We start from the raw sequence: 19,285 nt of genomic DNA, 5'->3' as shown, positions 1-19,285 counted from the left end.
GTCCACCTTACCGTCTTCTCCTCCGATTCGCCTTACGCGTTGTAATTCTCTTCTCTGGATCTTGCTTCTTGACCCAGCGCAAATACTTCCCCATATCAGGGTGATCTGCCAGGCGTTCAACAGTATGATAAAATCCTGCCAGCTCTTCATTTGTAAACAAGGCGTGGAGCTGGCGGTGACAAGCGCTGCACAGCATCGCCGTCGGACCGGCTGCTCCGCCGTATTGTTTAGGAATCAAATGATGCACGGTCGTGGTGATTGGTGTTCGCCCACAGAGGTCACACGTGTTTTCCACTGCCATCAACCTCCACTAGTAAGGGGCCGTTAAAGAAGTAAAGACAGCTTCTCCTGACCGGCTGCTGCCAGATTTTTTCTAAAGCTGTTTGATAAAGTTGCAGCTGCGTTTCGTATCGCGTTTTAAGCTGCTCAGGTGCGTTCGGATCGTTTATATCGAACCCATCACTTTTATAGTCAAGGATCAGCCAGCCATCTTCATAGGGAATCATGGCATCGATAACCCCCTGGATAAATACCCTCTCCTCAGTTGGTTCTTGCCAATCTTTGTACACCTCATTGGCGGGCAGTGTCAAACTAAACGGAACTTCCCGCTCCACCTGTTCTGCCTGCTGCACCAGCTTGCCAATCGACGTTTGGAAAAAGGCTTCAATCGCTTCAGCATCGACGACATCCGCTTCTTCTCTTCTCAAAATTTCCTTCATGACAAGATGTTCAACAAATTCCAATATTTCTTCAGCTGTATGGTTTTTGTGCAAAGGGATGTGCTGCATTACGGTATGCACGGCACTCCCTTTCTCCCCTGCTGTCAGTCGTTCGCTTTCCTGCATAAAACGCGGCCGCTTGGCAATGGGAGCACGATAAGGAATGAGCAGCTGATCACTGGAATACTCATCCTTTACCTCCCGTTGGCGTTTAATCTCGGTTACAGACTGTTTGGCACGGGACATGGCCGCCTTCTGATGAGGATACTGATAGTTAAGCCTTGTATTGATGAACTCATTTTCTGTCTCGGTCGGCATCGGCTTCCACTCCGAAATATGCTCCTGTAACTGCTCGTCTCGCTGCTTCTCAAGCTCACTCACATCAGCAAAATCTTTCTTATGTTTCAGTATAACTTGCCACTCGGAAATATCCTGTTCAATCGCTTCGGCTGTTTTGACCGTAACCTGTTCGTCGCGAAGCTGCCCAGTACCCTGATGACGAATCAGCGCGGCTCCTACCCAATCAAGATAGGATTTTGCCTCCAGACGGTCATGGGGAGGCAGCACCCAGTCCTGCCGATCAACATAGGTTTGCCATTTCTGCTGTTTTTTCTCAAAAGAAGCAACATTTCCGACCATGATAAGCTTCTCCTTCGCTCTCGTTAACGCTACATAAAGTACCCGCATTTCCTCAGCTAAAAGTTCCCTGAGTTTTATGCGCTTTAAGGCATGATAAGCCAGTGTTGGAAACATGATCCGCTTCTCTGGATTAATATAGCGCGAACCAAATCCAAAGTCTTTATGAAGCAAGTAGCGATGGCGTAAATCCATCATATTAAACTGCTTATCCATTGCTCCCAGGATGACGACTGGAAACTCCAGCCCTTTACTTTTGTGAATCGTCATAATCCGAACAACATCTTCCTGCTCTCCGAGAGCTTTCGCTGCGCCAAGGTCATCTCCGCGTTCCTCCATTCGTTCAATAAATCGCAGGAAACGAAACAGGCCACGGAAGGAAGTCGATTCATAAGATTTGGCCCGGTCATACAGAGCTCTCAAGTTAGCCTGGCGCTGCCGACCGCCTGGCATGCCGCCGACGAAATCATAGTAGCCTGTTTCTCGGAAAATATCCCAAATTAAATCAGACAATGCCCCCTGGCGCGCTCGTTCTCGAAAGCTGCTTAGCAAATTTAAAAACTCTTGCACTTTGCGTCTCGTGTCAGCATCACCATAGTAGGAACGGATCGACTCATAATAGCTTACTTTTTGATTTTCTAAACGAAGCTGCATCAGTTCATCTTCATCAAGTCCGACAATCGGCGATTTAAGCACAGACGCAAGCGGAATATCCTGCATGGGATTATCAATGACTTTCAGCAAATTCAGCATGATTTTAACTTCAATTGCTTCAAAATAACCCGTCGACAGCTCCGCATATACCGGGATTCCTTGCTTTTTCAATTCATCGACAATGGTTGGAGCCCATGTCATGGAGCGCATTAAAATCACGATATCTCGATATTGCACGGGCCGCTTCATGCTGGTGGCTTTATCCACGACCATCAGCGGAGCTTCCTCTCCATGACCGAGCCACTGCCGGATTCTCTCGCCATACGCTCTGGCTTCAATTTGTGCTTTTTCTAAATCCTCGTAGCCTTCCTCATCCTCCGATTCATCTTCCTTCGCTTCACGGTCGATAATCATCAGCTCGGCACTGGCGTCCTCAGTTGTTAGATCATCATAGATAGAATTACTGTAAATCAGCTCAGCTTCTGGCTCATAATTCATCTCCCCCACTTCTTCATCTAAGAGCTGGCGGAAAATATAGTTAGTCGCATCGAGCACCTGCCTGCGGCTGCGGAAATTGCGAGCCAGGTCAATCCGCTCCCCTGCTTCAGGCTGGTCGCCATAGTTTTTATATTTTGTTAAAAATAAAGAGGGCTCGGCGTGTCTGAATCGATAAATACTTTGCTTGACGTCACCGACCATGAACAGGTGACCAGCCTGCTGACCATCTGTTAACAACCGGAGCAATGTCTCTTGAACGAGGTTTGTATCCTGATATTCATCAATTAACACCTCACTGAACTGATCATGAAAGCTCTTCGCGATAGGCGATGGCACAGGTTGTTCTTTTGTTGAAGATTCATCCAGTAATATTTGTAAACAGTAGTGTTCAAGATCTGAAAAATCGACGAGTGCCTTTTCCTTTTTCAATAGCCGATAGCGTTCGTGGAAATCTTTAATCACAACCGCAAGCTGCTCCATAACGGGATGAAGTTCTTTCATATCTTTTAAATAACTCTCGAGAGAACGCTGAAACCATTCATCTTTCATATCATTCCAACGTTTTTTATAACCATTTCGAATACTCTTAGCTCGTTCTTTTTTCGCTTCATCACAGTCCATTTTCTTACGGGACAAGGCCGGGAATTTGCTTGCTGTCATCACCTTTTGCAGTTCGTTCCAAGAAACCGCATGAGCCCCTTTAGCCTGTTGAATCATCTCTAAATCCTGGTCTGCTGTTTCCCCATAGCTTGACGGTCCGTCCGGTTCACGCGTAAGCTCAAGCAATTGGTAGGCCTCTGCCTCGATCGCATTGAGCTGGCTCGTGACATCACGCTTTAAATGGGAGAGCCAAACGAGCTCCTCCTCGCTTTCGACGTCATCAACGTTATACATGTCTACCATTTCGTCCAGCCATTGTTCAGGCCATGGATTTTGCATCGCAAACGTATATAAATCGAGCACAAGCTTTTCAACGTCTAAATCACTGCGGTCACTTGAAAAACGATCGACCACGTCAAAGAAACGATCACGTTCCTCGCCTTCTTTGCCATACCAGTCTTCAAATAAATCTTCCAGAACCTCCTGCCTGATGAGATCCGCTTCAATGTCATCAGCAATCCGAAACCCTGGGTCAAGATCAAGCATGTAGGCATTTTTCCGGACTACTTCCATACAAAAGGAATGCAGTGTGGAAATCGAAGCATTTTGCAGCAGCGACAGCTGTTTTTTCAAATGCTGGGATCCGGGATTTTCTTCAAGCGCTTGCCCTAATGCCAGGCCGACCCGGTTTCTCATTTCCTGAGCGGCGGCGTTCGTAAATGTCACGACGAGCAGAGAATCAATGTTCACTGGTGCCGTCTTATGGAGAAGCTTTTGAATGATTCTTTCGACTAAGACCGCCGTTTTTCCTGATCCAGCAGCTGCTGCAACGAGGACATTGGTCCCTTCTGTATAGATCGCTCGTTCCTGTTCTTTAGTCCAGCTTACCAAATCGATTCTCCTCTCTCGTCACTATCTGTTGAATGACTTCTTCTTCCTTCCATTCCTTGAGTTTACGGTAGTCGTTATCCTCAAGGGAAGGATCAAACTGGCAAACGGAGCGGAATGGACAGTAGTCACAGGCTCTCTGTTGTCCTTTTTGAAAAGGGTTAAGATCAACCTCCCCTTCCGTTACCCGTTGTCCGGCCTCGATCATAACATCACGAATGTAACTTCGTAAGTCGTTGAATTTTTCCGTTTCGATCGTTTTGGATCCTTTATAAAATCCGCCATTGGCTTTAAGTCCGGCTGGAATGATCTGACTTTGTCCTTTCTCAAGACTCGTATCCATCATGTGTACTAACTGTTCATTTTCAAGCAGGAGACCTTTCATTTTAAACTTCTTGAAAATCTCCTCTTCGATCTGATCATCACCCAATATTTGCTTTCCTGACACCATCGGATTATGAACGTGAAAATAGAGCACCCCTGCCGGCAGTGCCGGTGCGCCCAGCCAGTGCTCGGCATTCGTCAATACAACATCAAGGTAGGCCAGCATTTGTAAGGCTAATCCATAATAAACATCGGTTAAATTCAAGCCTTTTTCACTCGATTTGTAATCGATGATTCTTAAGTAAAGTGCCTGCTCGTGCAAGGCCCGATCTACTCTGTCAATGCGGCCCCGCAGCATCAACTCATGGCCGTTCGGCAGCCCGAGGGATAGCGGCGGCAGCTTGGCATCCTTGCCCGTCCCAAATCCAAGCTCAAGGCCGACCGGCGAGAACCTGCTTTTTCGAGCTTGTTCACTCAATATTAAAGCAGCCCGGGACACGACACCCTGAAGCTTATGTTTAATGTAATGATGGCGATTAGAACTGTGCAGAATTTGATTTTGCAAAACCGGTGCAAGTTTGGTCATCACTTTTTCAGCATAATGAGCCGTTTCGTTCTTATTCAGATCGGCAAAGTCACGCCCTTCCTGCTGAACCCATTCAGTAATCTGTTTTAACGCCTCATGGAAAAGCTGGCCGATGTCTGGCGCATCAAGCTTGTACGTTTTGCGCTCTTCTAAATTCAAGCTGTGACGCGAAAAATATTGGTAAGAACAGCGATGGTACGTTTCTAGCCGTGATACACTCGTCTTCAGCGGACCATCAAACATCCTTTTCTTCGTATCTTGTGCTAAATCAACCGGCTGATTTTTATAAAATAAACTGTGTAAAATTCGATTAGTAAGACCGCTCTTTTCCTCTGTCTTGATATACCAATTCAGAACATCCCACCAAGTAGAAGGAAGAGGATAGCCACGTAAATAACGGGATAGCTGTGACGTTAAAGCGGACCGCGTTTTCACAGGGTTCGTAATAAATCGTGTGGCATCTTCTTCATCATCTGCATCTTTCAGCAGCACGCGGCTGTCGCGTAAAGCTGGAAATAACTCATCGAGCCGCTGAATGATCTGCGAAGGGACTTTAGACTTTCCTTCTTCATTACTTAATGGATAACTGAGCCATAAATGTTCCGTGGCCATCGTCAGCGCCAAATACATATAGAAACGATCATCAAGCAGCTGGCGGTTCGTACCGTCGGCCAGTTTGATACCGCCTTCGGCCAACAGCGTCCGTTCCCGTTCTGAGATCATGCCATCTGCCGTTGGTTTCATCGGCCAGACCCCATCTGTAACCCCTAATAAAAAAGATGCTTTGATGCCAGTGATACGAGAACGATCCACGTTTCCGACTATCACATGATCCATGCTCGGTGGAACGTGAGCGAATGTCAGGGACTCGAGACCGCTCTCGATAATACTTCTAAACACTTGAAGCGAAATTCCCTCGTCTCCAGCCATCTCAACCATCTCATCTAACAGCTGCAGCAGCGCGTCCCAGACTTGCTCCTGCTCGCGTCCCTTCTCAATTTCTCCTCTTTCATCGTAGCGATCACGCCATGTCTCCAATTGTGTCGGAATTTCCATTGTTTCAAGCCAGCTGTAAACCGCTCGGGAGCGCTCTTCAACCGTCTTCGCCCCTCGTAGTTGTTCATCAAAGGGTTCCAGCACTCTCGTGACTTGCCTGCGATAAGCATTTATTCGCTTCTGCTTCTGCTTTTCTTCATCTGTTTGAGAAGATTGTTCGAATCCTCTAAACCGCTGATAAATCCATGGTTCTTCACTAAACCAGCGATCACGCCGGCGAATCCCGTATTCCAATACATAGTTTTCAAGTTCATCAATTGCATCCTCTGTTAACGGAAAGGTTGGGTTATTCGACGGAATCAGTCCTGTTTTCAGTAAACGGAACACCGCATCATAACGAAAATTCCCTTCGATCACGTCAAGACCTGATCGAATCAATTCCATAACAGGATGGTTCAGCATCGTCTTTTTTTCATCAATAAATACCGGAATCCCATAATCTTCGAATAAAGTCTCGAGTAAGCTATGATAGACTTCTGGCTCCCGAATCAGCACTGCCATATCTTTATAACGATAGCCTTCATCCCTTACTAAGCGAAGGATCTCCTGGGCAACCCCTTCCACCTCAGCCCGGGGATGAGCCGCCTCGGCAACTTGAATTGGTGTTTCTCTCTCAAATTCAGGAGCCGGCCGCTGATCAAAATAACGCTCAAGGTGCAGCAAAGCTGGTTGACCATGTAGACGCCCATAATTATGATCCAACTCCACAATGCCTTCAATTTCTGTCCCTGTTTCTTCAGCGATTTGCTTTAATGTAAAGTACGTTTCTTTCGTTTCGTGAAACAGATCCAACTCTTGATTTTCTTCAAGCTCAGGCATTTCTGTCGTTAATGACACGACAACACGAGCAGCCTTTTTCAAGAGCGCCTCGATAACCGTATATTCCTGCGGTGTAAAACTATGGAAGCCATCTAAATAAACCTCAGCCCCTTCTAAAAATTGGGCTTCTGGAATTTTATCAGCAAGCAGCTGCAGTTGATCCTCCCCATCTATGTATTGTTCTCTCAATGCATCAGTGAGGTGATCAAAAATGTAGGATAAATCATCAAGCTTATCTCGCAATCCTTCTTCATGACTTGTTTTATGGACGATCTGATCCATAGCATTCATTTGCAACTGCAAGGTTTGCGGCGAGATGTTATAACGCTTAAACTCCGTAATCATCCCTTCAAGCTGTTCAATAAAGCCTTGTTTTTCAATAGCCTTCTGAAAAACTCTCCACTCTGACGTCCGCTCTTCCACAATCTTTCTCAGCATCATTTGTATGCCGGTCGAGCTGATAAACTTCTTCGTTCCGCCGCCTGTTTCTTGAAAAACACGCCACGCCAGACGCGAGAAACTGAACACTTGAGCCCTAATCGATCCTTCTACCCCGTCTCGTTTCAGCAGCGTATACTCCTGCTGGAAGGTCATTTGATCGGGAACGATATACATGATCGGCCGTCCTTTAGGATCAGCTTTTAATTTTGCTTCAATCTCTTCAAGCACTCGCACGCCCTTACCTGCTCCGGAGCGTCCAAGCAAAAACTGTATCGCCATGTCATGTACCCCTTTTCGATAATTTTATCTCTTATTCTAGTATCCTTCATTTGGGAGGTACTGGTCAATCATTGCGGTTGTGAACTCTCAGCGGGGCGGCTTCGTGGCTATGTGGGATTCGTGTGAGTTCGGCCGTAACGATGCGGGATTCAGCCGTGAATCCGGGAGGTTCGACCCTAACGAGGTGGAATTCGGCCGTGAGTCCGGGAGGTTCGACCCTAACGAGGTGGAATTCGGCCGTAACTCATTCGGATTCTTCCCTAACTCATAGTCATTCGGCCCTAACGCCAGGGAATTCTCCCCTAACTCCTAATGTTCGGCCTTATCTCATTCTTGCCCCCCTTTTCAGTTGCAATAATTTTTCCACAAAAAAACACCACCCGAACACGGACAGTGTTTGATCCTGCTAGTTAAATTGTAAATCTACTTGAGAAACCGGCCAATAACAGACATCTACTTTTCCAACAATACTCTCAGTCGGCACAAAGCCGAAATATCGACTATCCAAGCTGTCTCTTCGGTTGTCTCCCATCACAAATAATTGGTTTTCAGGAACTTCACTTTCCCCGGTGACTTCTTCAAGCGTGAAATTGGTTGTAAATAATCTCCCATCCTCCGGCCTTAATTGATCCAAATAAGGTTCGGGCACGCGTTGTCCGTTTACATATAATACATCATTCCGGAAAGCGATGTGATCACCTTCGACACCAATGACCCGTTTCACGTAATCATCCTTCTCATTGGCATGAAATACGATCACGTCTCCACGGTTCACGGTTTGCCAGTCATAGACTACTTTATTTACCATCAATAGATTTCCGTCTTCGAGAGTAGGTTCCATTGACTCCCCATCGACTACATAACTTGCAAAAAAATAAGATTTAAACACAAATGCCAACAGAAACGCCACCAGCACAGCCTGAATGATCTTATAGAATTTTTTCATCATTCTATCCTCCAGCCACATGTTCTTATCCTACTATTTTACCCTTCTGAACAGAAATCTAACCGTTCTGATCTTTACGTTTTTCTGCTTTGTGCTGCAGTCTTTTTTCAATAAATTTCCCAAGAATCCAGAACAATAGAATACAGACACCTACTACGATCGACTTGACCGGGTTTTGCGCGAACGAGGCGATACTGCTGCCCACATAGGCTACCGTAAAGATCATAACAGATTTCCCTAACAGAACAGCCAGGATAAATTGCTGGCGGCTCACCGTAGACAGACCTGCTACAACATTAATGATAGAGGAAGGCGAGAATGGGAAACACATTAATAGAAAGAGAGGCCCGAATCCATGCTCCTCAAGCCACATCATGACCCGCCGAACTTGCTTATTTTTTCTAATTATTTTAAAGAATCTCTTCTGACCTAGACGACGAACGAGCATAAAGACAAGAATAGAACCAACTGCCGTCCCTATCCAGGAATATAAAAATCCTTTAAACAGTCCATATACGACCGAATTTGCCAGGACAAAGACGATAAGCGGCAAGATCGGTAAGAAGGCTTCAAACATAGGCAGTATAATTCCAGGCAGCGGCCCGAAACTCTGTAATTGCTCCAATTGGTTAAGCACATAATCGAACAAGCGATCATCTTCAGCTAATTTTTTTATTTTATCTACGGTTATATTCAATAAATACATGATGGCGCCCCTTATTCCTACCGAAAAATCAGCAGATGCTTCTTCTATTTTAATAGATACACGGGCTCCTGCCTACTGAAAGATGAACCCATCTACAGTTTCCCCCTCCACTGCCATGTTTAACCTTTGAAAAATATTCTTGCATACTTTTTTCAAAATCGTGATATAATAAAACAAGAACAAACGTTCTCATTACATGGAGGGAGCCTCATGCGGCACTTAAAACAAGAAGAATTGGAGATTGCCTCACATCATTTATTTTTGACAATGGCCATTGCGGTCATTCGTCAGGACCGTAAACATTTCGAGCGCGGATCATTTAAAATTAAAGAACCATATATGGAGCTGCTGAACAAAATGGAGCTCAAGGCTAGAAAGGAACGACAGAAGCTTAAAGCTCAAATGGACCATCAGCACTTGCAAGTGATCGAGTCAGGACGCAATGATTCATTTACTTCTTTTTTATTTCTAGCCCACGGCTATGAAGAAAAACGCAACTACTTTAATCCAGCCATTCGAAAAAGAGTAGAAAGTATTTTATTTAAACTAATGGAAGATGTTCATAAGCTTGCCGAGTGATTACGGGTACACTGTGTACTTGTCACTTAAGCTAAATTTTCAGCAACTCGATCAGGCTGAGAGATAGAGGCTGCTGGCGTATGGCTGAGACGATCCTCAAGGATGAAACGGAATTGCGCTGTTCGCTGGACTTGGTTCGCAATCATCCCTGCAGAAACCGGAACATTAACAGAAACACCATTTATAAAATGGATGGTCGTAGTATGATCGTTTTCTCCTTTATAAGAACGAATATACTTGTGGGCGATCCAGGAGCATTCTTTTCTTTTTGGGGAAATAATAGGGAAGAAATACATGCCCATCTTCTGGGAGATGACAATGGGAGGCTTATGCGTAAATCCAGCTACTTGCTTAGTCCCGGCCATACGTCCTTCAAGGCTGCTGGCAAAATATCGACAGGATTGATCAATAATTTGACCAGGATGAAAAGGTAAATCAAATTGCTCCTCGCTTTCAATCACTCTTGTAACCACCTGCCCATGCCGATCGTACTTGGCGACTAAAGCCATGGTTTGCGGGTTTACCTCATATTCTCTGTTTTGAATGTAATCCAAATTCCTCAACTTCCTTTCCATAATCATGTGACTTTTTCCACTGTAAAATGGAACTAGTAACTTATACTTCTTAAATTTACCAAAAAACTCACCGAAAGTCTAAATATTCTTTCAAAAATATTGAAACTTTTTTAGCAGGAGTACGATTCCTTGAATAAGGGTATTTTTAAAATATGATCTGTACCTGAGAAATTAAAAAGGAGGGCTAGTGTATGTGGAAAAAAAAGAGGCAGAAAGACCGGTCAAAACAAGAGCAGTCCCTTGAGGTAAAAGAATTATCATTAGATCAAGTACGGAAGGCCATTCATAAGTATGCAGATGATAAACCAACCGAAATCCCGCTAAGCGTGTTAATCAATCACGACTTAACACTCGATTATCAATTGCTGGCACCCTACTTGCACGGCATCCCTAGACATCGCTATTACATGTCGCGGGAAACCTACGAACTATTCACCGAAGAAGACAAACAACTGGCCTATGATATTGATGCCGTCCAACACGCGGTAGACCAGTATATGCAGCAAACACAAGAAACTCCTGTGATTGAGAACGACCCTTATAAAAAGATCAATTATTTTAAGCTTGAAGGGTTAGGACTTTTACCAGAGCGTCCTGAACGTGATTTTTATTTAACAAATGAGGAGTTTATGATTACGTACAAAAAACCGGACTAATACTGACCCGCATCCTTGAGGGCTTATGTGCCAACCTCAAGTAATCTCATCTACAATTGAGTATTTTTATCATTTCAAATTCAAAAAAAGTGCCAATGCTCTAGTGAGCATTGGCCAATGAGACGACTGGTTAACTTTTGAGTGAGGGAATTAATTGTATGAAGAAACTAGATTATAGCTCCTTCACAACTACACTCATCAGTAATGATTACTGACCCCCAAATGTGATGTCATTACCACAAATGGTGTGTAATAAATAAGCGCGATCGCTTATCTAAATCTATTGTAATACATCTTCCTGCCCTATTCACCGAAAAGATTTTGCGGAAGACCGCAAAACCTTGCGTCATTACTAGTTTATGACATCCTAACCTCTTTCGGGATTCCCAAAACGCATCGATTTGGAACCCAACAATTTGCTAGTTTGTCAGCTTTTCCCGTAAATTTTTTCTTAATATTTTTCCTGTAGTGTTTTTCGGTAATTCTTCCATAAAATGAATTCTTGCAGGCTGCTTGTATTTAGCTAGATATCCTTTGCAGTACTCTTTTAAAGTGGATTCATTCAAAGCTGGATTCGACGACACCACAAAACTGATCACCATTTCACCAGAATTTGGATCCGGGGTGCCGATAACGGCTGCTTCGGAAATATCAGGGTGATCATACAGAACCTCTTCCACTTCTCTCGGGTACACATTGTAGCCGCCAACAATGATCATGTCTTTTTTTCGATCAACGATATATAAGTAGCCCTCATCGTCCATCCGCGCCATATCTCCCGTGTACAGCCACCCATCTCTTAGTGCCACAGCTGTTTCTTCCGGCATGTTATAATAACCTTTCATCACGTTAGGACCGCGTACGATTAATTCACCAACTTCTCCCGGAGGCAGCTCCTCTCCAAGCTCGTCCACCACTTTATTTTCTACATGAACGATGTTCGTGCCAATCGATCCTGGTTTACGAGGACGGTCCAGCGGGTTAAACGCTGTTACAGGCGAAGCTTCAGACAAACCATACCCTTCGGAAATTTGCACATTAAACTGCTCTTCAAATTTATTCAGCAGTGCCACAGGCATTGACGATCCCCCCGACACACAAATTCTCATATGTTTAAAAGCTTCCGTTTGCCCGCTTCCTGTTTGAGCTAAGTAATTGTACATCGTCGGAACACCAGCAAATATCGTGGCCTTTTGCGTACTGGCAATCTCAAAAACTTCCTGAGGAGAAAACTTCGGTACGATCAAGACTGTCCCGCCATTCATAAGCGGAGCGTTTAAAGACACCGTCAAACAAAACACATGAAACATGGGAAGTGTGGCAATGACCCGATCATCCTGGGTATACTTTAAATAATCAGCAACATCTTTAGCATTTGAATAAAGATTTTTGTGGGTAAGCATAGCGCCTTTCGGTTTACCGGTAGTGCCTGAAGTGTATAGAATAACGGCTACGCTGTCTTCCGATAATTCAGGCTTTGAAAAAGAAAGGTCACCTTCTTCCACCGTCTTTGTAAACGATTTCATTTTTCCGGATAAAGAAGAAGTCGCACTGCCAAGTTTCGTTTCAGCTACAAAGTAATGCGAGATAGTCAGATCATCATCCATCTGCTCAAATTTCTCCATCAATACATCCATTGTCATGACAGCCTTCACATCACCATTTTTCAAAATATAGCGCATTTCCTCGGCCGTATATGTCGGGTTGATCGGGATTACAGTGGCTCCCACTCGTAAAGCTCCATATAAACCAATCATGAACAACGGACTATTCCCACTTACTAGAGCAATATGATCTCCTTTCCCATAACCAAGTTTACGTAAGCTGCATGCAAATTTTGTTACAGATTCATCAAACTCCTGGTAGCTTGCTCCCTCTCCCTGAAACAAATACGCCTGCTTTGAAGGGTGTGCTGAAGCTACAACAGACAGCTGATCACTTAAGTTCATGTACTGCTCCCCTTTGTTGTGAATGAGTATTCATTCATTTTTATTTTAAATATTCCCTCTTATTATAAAATACTGACAATTAATTAGCAACAATGGCTAATTACAAAAACCGACGTTCGTTAAAACGTCGGTCCCTGTGTTAATAAACCATATCTAAAAAGTCTTGTTTAGTGATCTTCCCTAAGTAATGAGAAATATCCATATCGGCAACAGCGTCAGAAATTGCTTGGCGTTCATATTTTGTTTCCACCAATTCATTTTCAATATCAGCGATGTCTCCAATTCCGAAGAAGTCTCCATAAATTTTCGCATTACGGATATAGCCTTTTGCTACATCAAGGCGAATATCGTAGCTTCCTGCTCCTTCAATCCGCTTAGTATGCTGAATGTTAAACTTCGGTGACCGGCCGTAGTTCCAATCCCAATTCTTATAACGTTCATCGGCGATTTTGTGAATCTCTTCCCAGTCCTTTTCCGTTAAGTGATAGTAAGGGGCATCTTTCTCGTCCTCTACATCAAATATATAACGAATAATCAGGTTTTTAAATTCTTCGATCGTGATCGGTTCATCAAGGAATTCCGAGATATTTGCCACACGGCTGCGAATCGATTTTATCCCTTTGGACTTGATTTTCTCTGTTTTAACATTAAGAGCTGAAACAACATTTTCGATCTCAGAATCAAGCATCAGAGTGCCGTGGCTAAACATACGGCCTTTTGTGGTAAACTGCGCGTTGCCGGAAATTTTCCTCCCGTTCACTACAATATCGTTACGCCCGGACAGCACTGCTTCTACCCCAAGGTTGTTCAAAGCTTGCGTAACAGGCTCGGTAAACTTCGCGAAGTCATGGAAACTGTCGCCATCATCCTTCGTAATAAAACTGAAGCTCAAATTCCCAAGATCGTGATAAACTGCGCCGCCGCCAGATAATCGGCGAACCACCTGAATTCCGTTCTCCTCCACATAATTCGTATTGATCTCTTCAACCGTATTTTGGTTTTTCCCAATGATAATCGAAGGCTCATTCACATAAAAAAGCAAATAAGTCTCATCAATATCTAAATTCTTCAAAGCATATTCTTCCACCGCCAAATTAATGCGGGGATCATTACTTTTCGTATCATGATTGATTACTAGCATCCAATCATCCTTTCCTGCTTTATACCCACCTTCTATTGTACGAGATTCGACACAAATTCACAATTTATTAGGATCCTTCTTCCACGTTAACCCCTCTTTTGCTAATTGAATCGATCCTTGAAAAACATCCTCCGCCTCTTGTTTCAGCCGCGTGTGCTGGCCAAAATGCGGCAAATGACTCAGCCAAAGGGCTTCCACACCGGCATCCCTTGCGATGGTGGCCGCTTCCTCGCTTGTCATATGACCCGGTCCGCTCCCATCCATTCCTTTATAAAAATTAGTATCCGTGATCAGCAAATCCGCTCGCCTCGCAAAAGAGGCCCAACCGTCGTTGTAGCTCGTATCAGCAGTGTACACAACTGTATCTGTACTATCACAGATTTTCATTCCGTAACAAGGAATAGGATGGCTCGTTTTATTAAATTCAATCGAAAATGGCCCTAGATAAAGGGTTTCCTCCGGATTGTAAGCCGTCCCGCGTGTATACTGATGTGTGAGGTTATCGAATGCTGCTTCATCACCTGTATGACCGTAAATAGGCAGGACCTGCTCCTTCTCATTGATCGTATTTTGCACGAGCCAAGCGTACTGCAGCACCCCTATATCCGCGATATGATCCTGGTGGTAATGGGATAGAATCACCGCATCCAAGTCCATGATTTCTTTAAATGGCTGCAGCCTCGACAAAGCCCCGCTTCCACAATCCACCAATAAAGAGTATCCATCCTTTTCAACCAAATAACTGGATGTAGCGCTGCCTGATGCAGGATATCCACCCCAATATCCGATAACTGTTACTTTCATTTTCCCACTCCTTCCAACTTTTTGACTATTTTTCATTTGTCGTATAACAGCCTATTGATTTTTGCATATTGTTATAATACAATGAATTCACAATAAACATTTGGAGGCGATCTATCATGATGAATGTTATCGAGTTCTTTCGTAATCTTCCAAAAAAGCAATGTTCAAGCTGTGGCAATGTCATTCAAGAGCAAGCAGACTGCTACAGTAATTTATGCGATGAATGTAATTCCCCTGCTCGTTAAAGGTCCTATTCCACAAAATTATACAATTGGAACATCCTCTATCTGAGCAGCTGCCTAAGCTGCTATTTTTTTGAGACTGGGACAAAAGTGTTTTATCAAATGGAAGTCCGAACTATAGAAACTATAATTGGTGCTTATAAACCGCTACGAAAATATACTTCGCTTTCCGCGGGCGGCTGTTGAGCCTTCTTGTGCTAGCGCACTGCGAGGTCTCACCCAGGCCTTTCCTCCCGCAGGAGTCTCCGTATATTTTCTCCGCTAAAACAGCACATTGTTGTCTTTTTAATTACTAAGTTTAATTATGTCCCAGCCTCGTTCGACGTTGGATTTTAGTCGAACTTCCTTTGTTCCCGGTTTTTCCCAGAACTTCATTGAACTCATTACCCTATAAATGATTCGGACCCAACTCAAAGTGATTCTACCCAAAGTCAGATTGGTTCTCCCCCATATTCAAAAATATTCTACCCATAACCATAAAGATTCGGACCTAACCTCTTCTCATTCTTCCCAAAAACCAATTGATTTTAACATTTAAAAATCCGCACGCTTATAAAGGTGCGGATTGAGAGACCATTTGTTTTCGGTTTGTAGACGACCTGATAATTAATTCGTGTGGATAAACAAAACGACGCTCCTGAGCGGGGCCTTTGTCATTCATTTTCGCGACTAATACTTCGATTGTTTTGGCTGCTATGTCCTCGACAGGCTGTTCGATCGTTGTTATGGCAGGAACCATAAGCAGGGAAAGCATCTGATTGTCAAAGCCGATAACGGCAAGATCTTCTGGGATGCTCCACTTAGATTGACTAGCAGCATATACAATCCCAGCTGCTACTTCATCCGATCCAGTAAACACGCCATCCACATGCGGATGATGTTCCATTAAGTATTGGAAAACTTTCTGGCCATCGCCAACATCAAGAGCCCAGTCCACCTGCATTTTCGGGTCAAACCGAAGATCATTTTCAGCAAGTGCTGCTAAAAAACCCGCTTTCCGCTCTGAGGCTATGAAAGTGTCATGGCCGCCCGTTACATAAGCGAGATGTTCGCATCCCTCACGAATGAGATGAGCTGTGGATTCATAAGCGGCTTTTTTATGATCAATATGAATCATAGTTACTCCACGGTCCGGCCTGTATTCATTACACAAAACAATGGGTCCTGAAGCGAGATAGGGTTCGATATCCTGCCAATCGTTAATCAGCGAAGCCATGACCACTCCGTCTACTTGCTTCGTTTTAAGTAACTGCAAATAATCAAGTTCCTTCTGTTTATCATCATGTGTTTGACAGACAATCACCTGATAGCCGTTCCTGGACGCTTCTTTTTCCATGGATTCAATCAGTTTCCCGAAAAACGGATTCGTAACTCGCGGGAGCAGGACAGCAATCGTTTCCGTGCACCGCCTTCGTAATCTTCTTGCTGATGAATTGGGGACATACCCTAAAGATTTCATAGCATCTATGATTCGCTGTTTCTTGTCATCTGTAACGTAAGGTTGATCGTTAATCACACGGGACACTGTTGTTCTTGATAACCCCGCAAGCTTTGCTACATCTTCAATCGTAGCCATACTATTCCTCCTGCAATTATCTATTCTGAAATCGCTTACATAACAAAAGGATACTAATTCATTCCAAAAGATGCAAGAATTAAATCTGCTTCATTAGATAAAGAACAATCTTGAGGAGATCGGGAAAAATCCCATTGCGTTAGGAAACAATCGCTGTTGGCTGCGGAACAATCCTTCCAAGTTAGAGAACAATTAGGGCTTTCCCAGCAAATTCACAAGCAAAAAAGCGGCTGCACGATTGCAGCCGCCTAGTCTAACGCGAAGTCAGATTCAAATAGTGCAGAACATCCTCCACTGCAGCTTCGCCCTGATCGATACAATCCGGCAAGCCAATTCCTTTATAGGATCCCCCCGCCAAATAAACACCTGGAAGCTCACGACGCATATCGTCCTCTACTGTCTGCAAGCGCTGCTTATGACCAATGGAATACTGCGGCATGGCGTTATGCCAGCGAGTTACGAGAGAAAAGTCAGGCTGTGCTGTAATATTCATCGTTTGATTCAGGTCTTTTAAGGCAATCGCAACAATCTCTTCATCTGGTAAGTCCACGACTTCCTGATCGCCAGGCTTCCCTAAATAACAGCGAAGCATGACTTTTCCTTCCGGTGTTGTATGGGGCCACTTTTTATGGGTCCACGTACACGCGGTAATTCTGAATTTGCTATTTCGCGAAACAACAAACCCGGTTCCGTCAATATCTTTTTTAATGGCCGATTTGTCAAAAGCCATTACGACATTGGCGACAGATGTTGCTTTCATTTCTTTGAAAGCATCCATAAACGCATATTGAGACAGCATGCGCTGTGCCGCAAAAAATGGAGCGGCGATGACTACAGCATCACATTTTTCTACGGTTCCATCACTAAGCAGAAGGTGATAATGATCTTGTTTTTTCTCAATATGGTCGACTTGAAGTCCTTTCCGAACCGTCCCCGGCGGGAGACTGTCAGCTGTGGCGTCTACGAGCGAGCTAAGACCGTGCTGCAGCGTCCGGAACATGCTTGGTTTTTTCGCTTTCTTAGGCGGCCGAGTTCTCGTTTTCCGTAAGCCTTTAATGAGACTGCCATAATCTTGCTCAAGTTCATAAAAGTGGGGAAAAGTTGCCTGCAGGCTTAAATCGTCAATGTTGCCAGCGTAGATGCCAGATAACAGCGGCTCGATAAGATTTTCAACGACTTGATTCCCTAACCTTCTTCTAAAAAACAAGCCAAGCGATTGATCATCCCCCGCCTGCTGTTTAGATTTGGCTAAATCAAAGGCCGCGCGAATTTTTCCAGCAGGGGTAAATAGCCCGGAAAACAGAAAAGGTCGAATTCTTGTCGGGATCCCCATGACAGCCCCTTGTGGCATTTTATGAAGTTTTTCATTGACTAAAATGTAAGACTGTCCGGTTCCATTCGGAACGAGCTCGTCCTCTAAGCCTACTTCTTTAGCCAACCGTGTCGCACTCTTTTTTCGTTCTAAAAAAGAGTCTGGGCCTCGCTCAATGGTATAACCATCCTGCTTCAGCGTATTGATCTTTCCACCTAGGTGGCTTGACGCTTCGATTAACTGGACATCTAATGGGAGCTTATGCTGCTGCTTTTCTTTTTGTAAATAATAAGCAGCGGTTAATCCGGAGATTCCGCCGCCTATTATGACTACTTTATTAGTTTCAGCCATCAGCTACACCCGTTCGTTGACTTTATCCAGGACTACACCAGCTAAAGTGCCGATAAAGTCTGGATGGGTATTCGGCATTTCCGGGCGATAGTAATTCGCACCAAGCTCTTCACAAACGACTTTACATTCATAGTCGTTATCGTAAAGGACTTCCAGGTGGTCCGACACAAAACCTACCGGAGCATAAACAAACGATCTATACCCTTTCTCATGATACAGCTCTCTCGTCAAATCCTGCACATCAGGTCCGAGCCAAGGATCTGGCGTATTTCCTTCACTTTGCCAGCCAATTTCATACTGGGTAATCCCAGCCGCTTCAGAAATCAGTTCGGCTGTTTTCTGAAGTTGATCAGGGTAAGGGTCGCCGCCCTCCAAGATTTTTTCTGGTAAACTATGGGCAGATACGACTAAGCACGCTTTCTCCTGTTCCGCTTCATCCATTTTGGCATATTCTTTAAGGATTTGTTCTTTCCAGTAATCGATAAAACCGGGAGCATCATACCAGCTTTCGACTGATTGAATGGTGATCCCATGCTTTTCTGCTTCTTCTTTCGCACGTCCATTGTAAGATTTCACACTGAACGTGGAGTAATGAGGGGCCAATACGAGCGATACCGCTTCTTCAATACCGTCTTTTGCCATTTGCTCCACTACATCTTCGACAAAAGGTTCAATGTGCTTAAGTCCTAAGTATAACGTAAATTCCACATCATCTTGCTGCTCATTTAATGCTTTGGCTAATTCCTCGCCTTGATTTTGCGTAATGCGCGCTAAAGGAGAAATGCCGCCAATGGCATCATATCGATCGCGCAAGTCCTGCAGCATCTCGTCTGTCGGCTTTCGGCCATGACGAATGTGTGTATAATAACGCTCTAAATCTTCTTCTTTATAGGGAGTTCCGTAGGCCATCACGAGCAGGCCGATTTGTTTTTTTGCCATCTTTCTTCC

Annotated in this window: 15 protein-coding genes; 3 read left to right on the top strand and 12 right to left on the bottom strand. The window is 44.3% G+C overall.

The features are described 5' to 3' along the window. Positions 1-7 precede the first annotated feature (7 nt). The 5 genes from G6R08_RS17325 to G6R08_RS17305 all read right to left on the bottom strand — a co-directional run bounded on the left by G6R08_RS17325 (position 8) and on the right by G6R08_RS17305 (position 9,152). Positions 8-301 carry an HNH endonuclease gene (locus G6R08_RS17325; protein WP_205439436.1) on the bottom strand — a complete coding sequence of 98 codons (294 nt, stop codon included), beginning with the start codon at positions 299-301 and terminating at the stop codon, positions 8-10. Then, positions 279-3,998, bottom strand: coding sequence for a helicase-exonuclease AddAB subunit AddA (addA, locus tag G6R08_RS17320; RefSeq protein ID WP_163529692.1), 3,720 nt, complete (start codon positions 3,996-3,998; stop codon positions 279-281). The genes G6R08_RS17325 and addA overlap by 23 nt, the downstream gene beginning before the upstream one ends. Beyond that, on the bottom strand, positions 3,982-7,500 hold the full coding sequence (gene addB, locus G6R08_RS17315; protein ID WP_163529690.1) for a helicase-exonuclease AddAB subunit AddB: 3,519 nt from the start codon (positions 7,498-7,500) through the stop codon (positions 3,982-3,984). The genes addA and addB overlap by 17 nt, the downstream gene beginning before the upstream one ends. Before the next feature lie 406 nt (positions 7,501-7,906). Beyond that, positions 7,907-8,461 carry a signal peptidase I gene (gene lepB, locus G6R08_RS17310; protein WP_163531380.1) on the bottom strand — a complete coding sequence of 185 codons (555 nt, stop codon included), beginning with the start codon at positions 8,459-8,461 and terminating at the stop codon, positions 7,907-7,909. Positions 8,462-8,504: 43 nt separating this feature from the next. Beyond that, on the bottom strand, positions 8,505-9,152 hold the full coding sequence (locus G6R08_RS17305) for a TVP38/TMEM64 family protein (RefSeq protein WP_163529688.1): 648 nt from the start codon (positions 9,150-9,152) through the stop codon (positions 8,505-8,507). 210 nt (positions 9,153-9,362) lie between these two features. Between G6R08_RS17305 and G6R08_RS17300 the strand changes: the two genes are divergently transcribed. Next, complete coding sequence (locus G6R08_RS17300) at positions 9,363-9,731, top strand: YhjD family protein (RefSeq protein ID WP_163529686.1); 369 nt, start codon at positions 9,363-9,365, stop codon at positions 9,729-9,731. 26 nt (positions 9,732-9,757) lie between these two features. Here the strand turns inward: G6R08_RS17300 and G6R08_RS17295 are convergent, their stop codons facing one another. Next, complete coding sequence (locus G6R08_RS17295; RefSeq protein ID WP_163529684.1) at positions 9,758-10,285, bottom strand: competence protein ComK; 528 nt, start codon at positions 10,283-10,285, stop codon at positions 9,758-9,760. Between the two features lie 212 nt (positions 10,286-10,497). On the opposite strand from G6R08_RS17295, the gene G6R08_RS17290 reads away from it, so the two are divergent. Further along, positions 10,498-10,962, top strand: a complete 465-nt coding sequence (locus tag G6R08_RS17290) for a DUF3939 domain-containing protein (protein ID WP_163529682.1) — start codon at positions 10,498-10,500, stop codon at positions 10,960-10,962. Positions 10,963-11,381: 419 nt separating this feature from the next. Here the strand turns inward: G6R08_RS17290 and G6R08_RS17285 are convergent, their stop codons facing one another. From G6R08_RS17285 to G6R08_RS17275, 3 genes are all read right to left on the bottom strand, one after another. Further along, positions 11,382-12,911: a fatty acid--CoA ligase family protein gene (locus G6R08_RS17285; RefSeq protein ID WP_163529680.1), complete on the bottom strand. Its 1,530-nt coding sequence runs from the start codon at positions 12,909-12,911 to the stop codon at positions 11,382-11,384. A gap of 139 nt (positions 12,912-13,050) precedes the next feature. Next, entirely contained in the window at positions 13,051-14,052 is a 1,002-nt protein-coding gene (locus G6R08_RS17280) for a lipoate--protein ligase (protein ID WP_163529678.1), read from the bottom strand. Positions 14,053-14,109: 57 nt separating this feature from the next. Then, positions 14,110-14,856, bottom strand: coding sequence for an MBL fold metallo-hydrolase (locus tag G6R08_RS17275; protein ID WP_163529676.1), 747 nt, complete (start codon positions 14,854-14,856; stop codon positions 14,110-14,112). 116 nt (positions 14,857-14,972) lie between these two features. Between G6R08_RS17275 and yhfH the strand changes: the two genes are divergently transcribed. Further along, on the top strand, positions 14,973-15,101 hold the full coding sequence (gene yhfH / locus G6R08_RS17270) for a protein YhfH (protein ID WP_176142493.1): 129 nt from the start codon (positions 14,973-14,975) through the stop codon (positions 15,099-15,101). A gap of 547 nt (positions 15,102-15,648) precedes the next feature. Here the strand turns inward: yhfH and G6R08_RS17265 are convergent. The 3 genes from G6R08_RS17265 to hemH form a co-directional block, all read right to left on the bottom strand. Beyond that, on the bottom strand, positions 15,649-16,674 hold the full coding sequence (locus G6R08_RS17265) for a LacI family DNA-binding transcriptional regulator (protein WP_163529674.1): 1,026 nt from the start codon (positions 16,672-16,674) through the stop codon (positions 15,649-15,651). A 253-nt stretch (positions 16,675-16,927) separates the two neighbouring features. After that, a complete protein-coding gene (hemY, locus tag G6R08_RS17260; protein ID WP_163529672.1) occupies positions 16,928-18,337 on the bottom strand; it encodes a protoporphyrinogen oxidase in 1,410 nt (469 codons plus the stop codon). 3 nt (positions 18,338-18,340) lie between these two features. Then, on the bottom strand, positions 18,341-19,276 hold the full coding sequence (hemH, locus tag G6R08_RS17255; RefSeq protein WP_163529670.1) for a ferrochelatase: 936 nt from the start codon (positions 19,274-19,276) through the stop codon (positions 18,341-18,343). Positions 19,277-19,285 lie beyond the last annotated feature (9 nt).

The sequence above is a fragment of the Halobacillus ihumii genome (assembly GCF_902726645.1).
Classification (GTDB): domain Bacteria; phylum Bacillota; class Bacilli; order Bacillales; family Halobacillaceae; genus Halobacillus_A; species Halobacillus_A ihumii.
Note: the sequence above shows the minus strand (reverse complement) of the source record. Positions and strands in the feature narration are given on the sequence as shown.

Bases quoted from the DNA above. Each gene is read 5' to 3' on its own strand.
- G6R08_RS17300 (WP_163529686.1), top strand. From the start codon at position 9,363: ATGCGGCACTTAAAACAAGAAGAATTGGAGATTGCCTCACATCATTTA.
- G6R08_RS17265 (WP_163529674.1), bottom strand. From the start codon at position 16,674: ATGGCTACGATTGAAGATGTAGCAAAGCTTGCGGGGTTATCAAGAACA.
- addB (WP_163529690.1), bottom strand. From the start codon at position 7,500: ATGGCGATACAGTTTTTGCTTGGACGCTCCGGAGCAGGTAAGGGCGTG.
- G6R08_RS17285 (WP_163529680.1), bottom strand. From the start codon at position 12,911: ATGAACTTAAGTGATCAGCTGTCTGTTGTAGCTTCAGCACACCCTTCA.
- hemY (WP_163529672.1), bottom strand. From the start codon at position 18,337: ATGGCTGAAACTAATAAAGTAGTCATAATAGGCGGCGGAATCTCCGGA.
- G6R08_RS17280 (WP_163529678.1), bottom strand. From the start codon at position 14,052: ATGCTAGTAATCAATCATGATACGAAAAGTAATGATCCCCGCATTAAT.
- G6R08_RS17325 (WP_205439436.1), bottom strand. From the start codon at position 301: ATGGCAGTGGAAAACACGTGTGACCTCTGTGGGCGAACACCAATCACC.
- hemH (WP_163529670.1), bottom strand. From the start codon at position 19,276: ATGGCAAAAAAACAAATCGGCCTGCTCGTGATGGCCTACGGAACTCCC.
- G6R08_RS17290 (WP_163529682.1), top strand. From the start codon at position 10,498: ATGTGGAAAAAAAAGAGGCAGAAAGACCGGTCAAAACAAGAGCAGTCC.
- G6R08_RS17305 (WP_163529688.1), bottom strand. From the start codon at position 9,152: ATGTATTTATTGAATATAACCGTAGATAAAATAAAAAAATTAGCTGAA.
- G6R08_RS17275 (WP_163529676.1), bottom strand. From the start codon at position 14,856: ATGAAAGTAACAGTTATCGGATATTGGGGTGGATATCCTGCATCAGGC.
- yhfH (WP_176142493.1), top strand. From the start codon at position 14,973: ATGATGAATGTTATCGAGTTCTTTCGTAATCTTCCAAAAAAGCAATGT.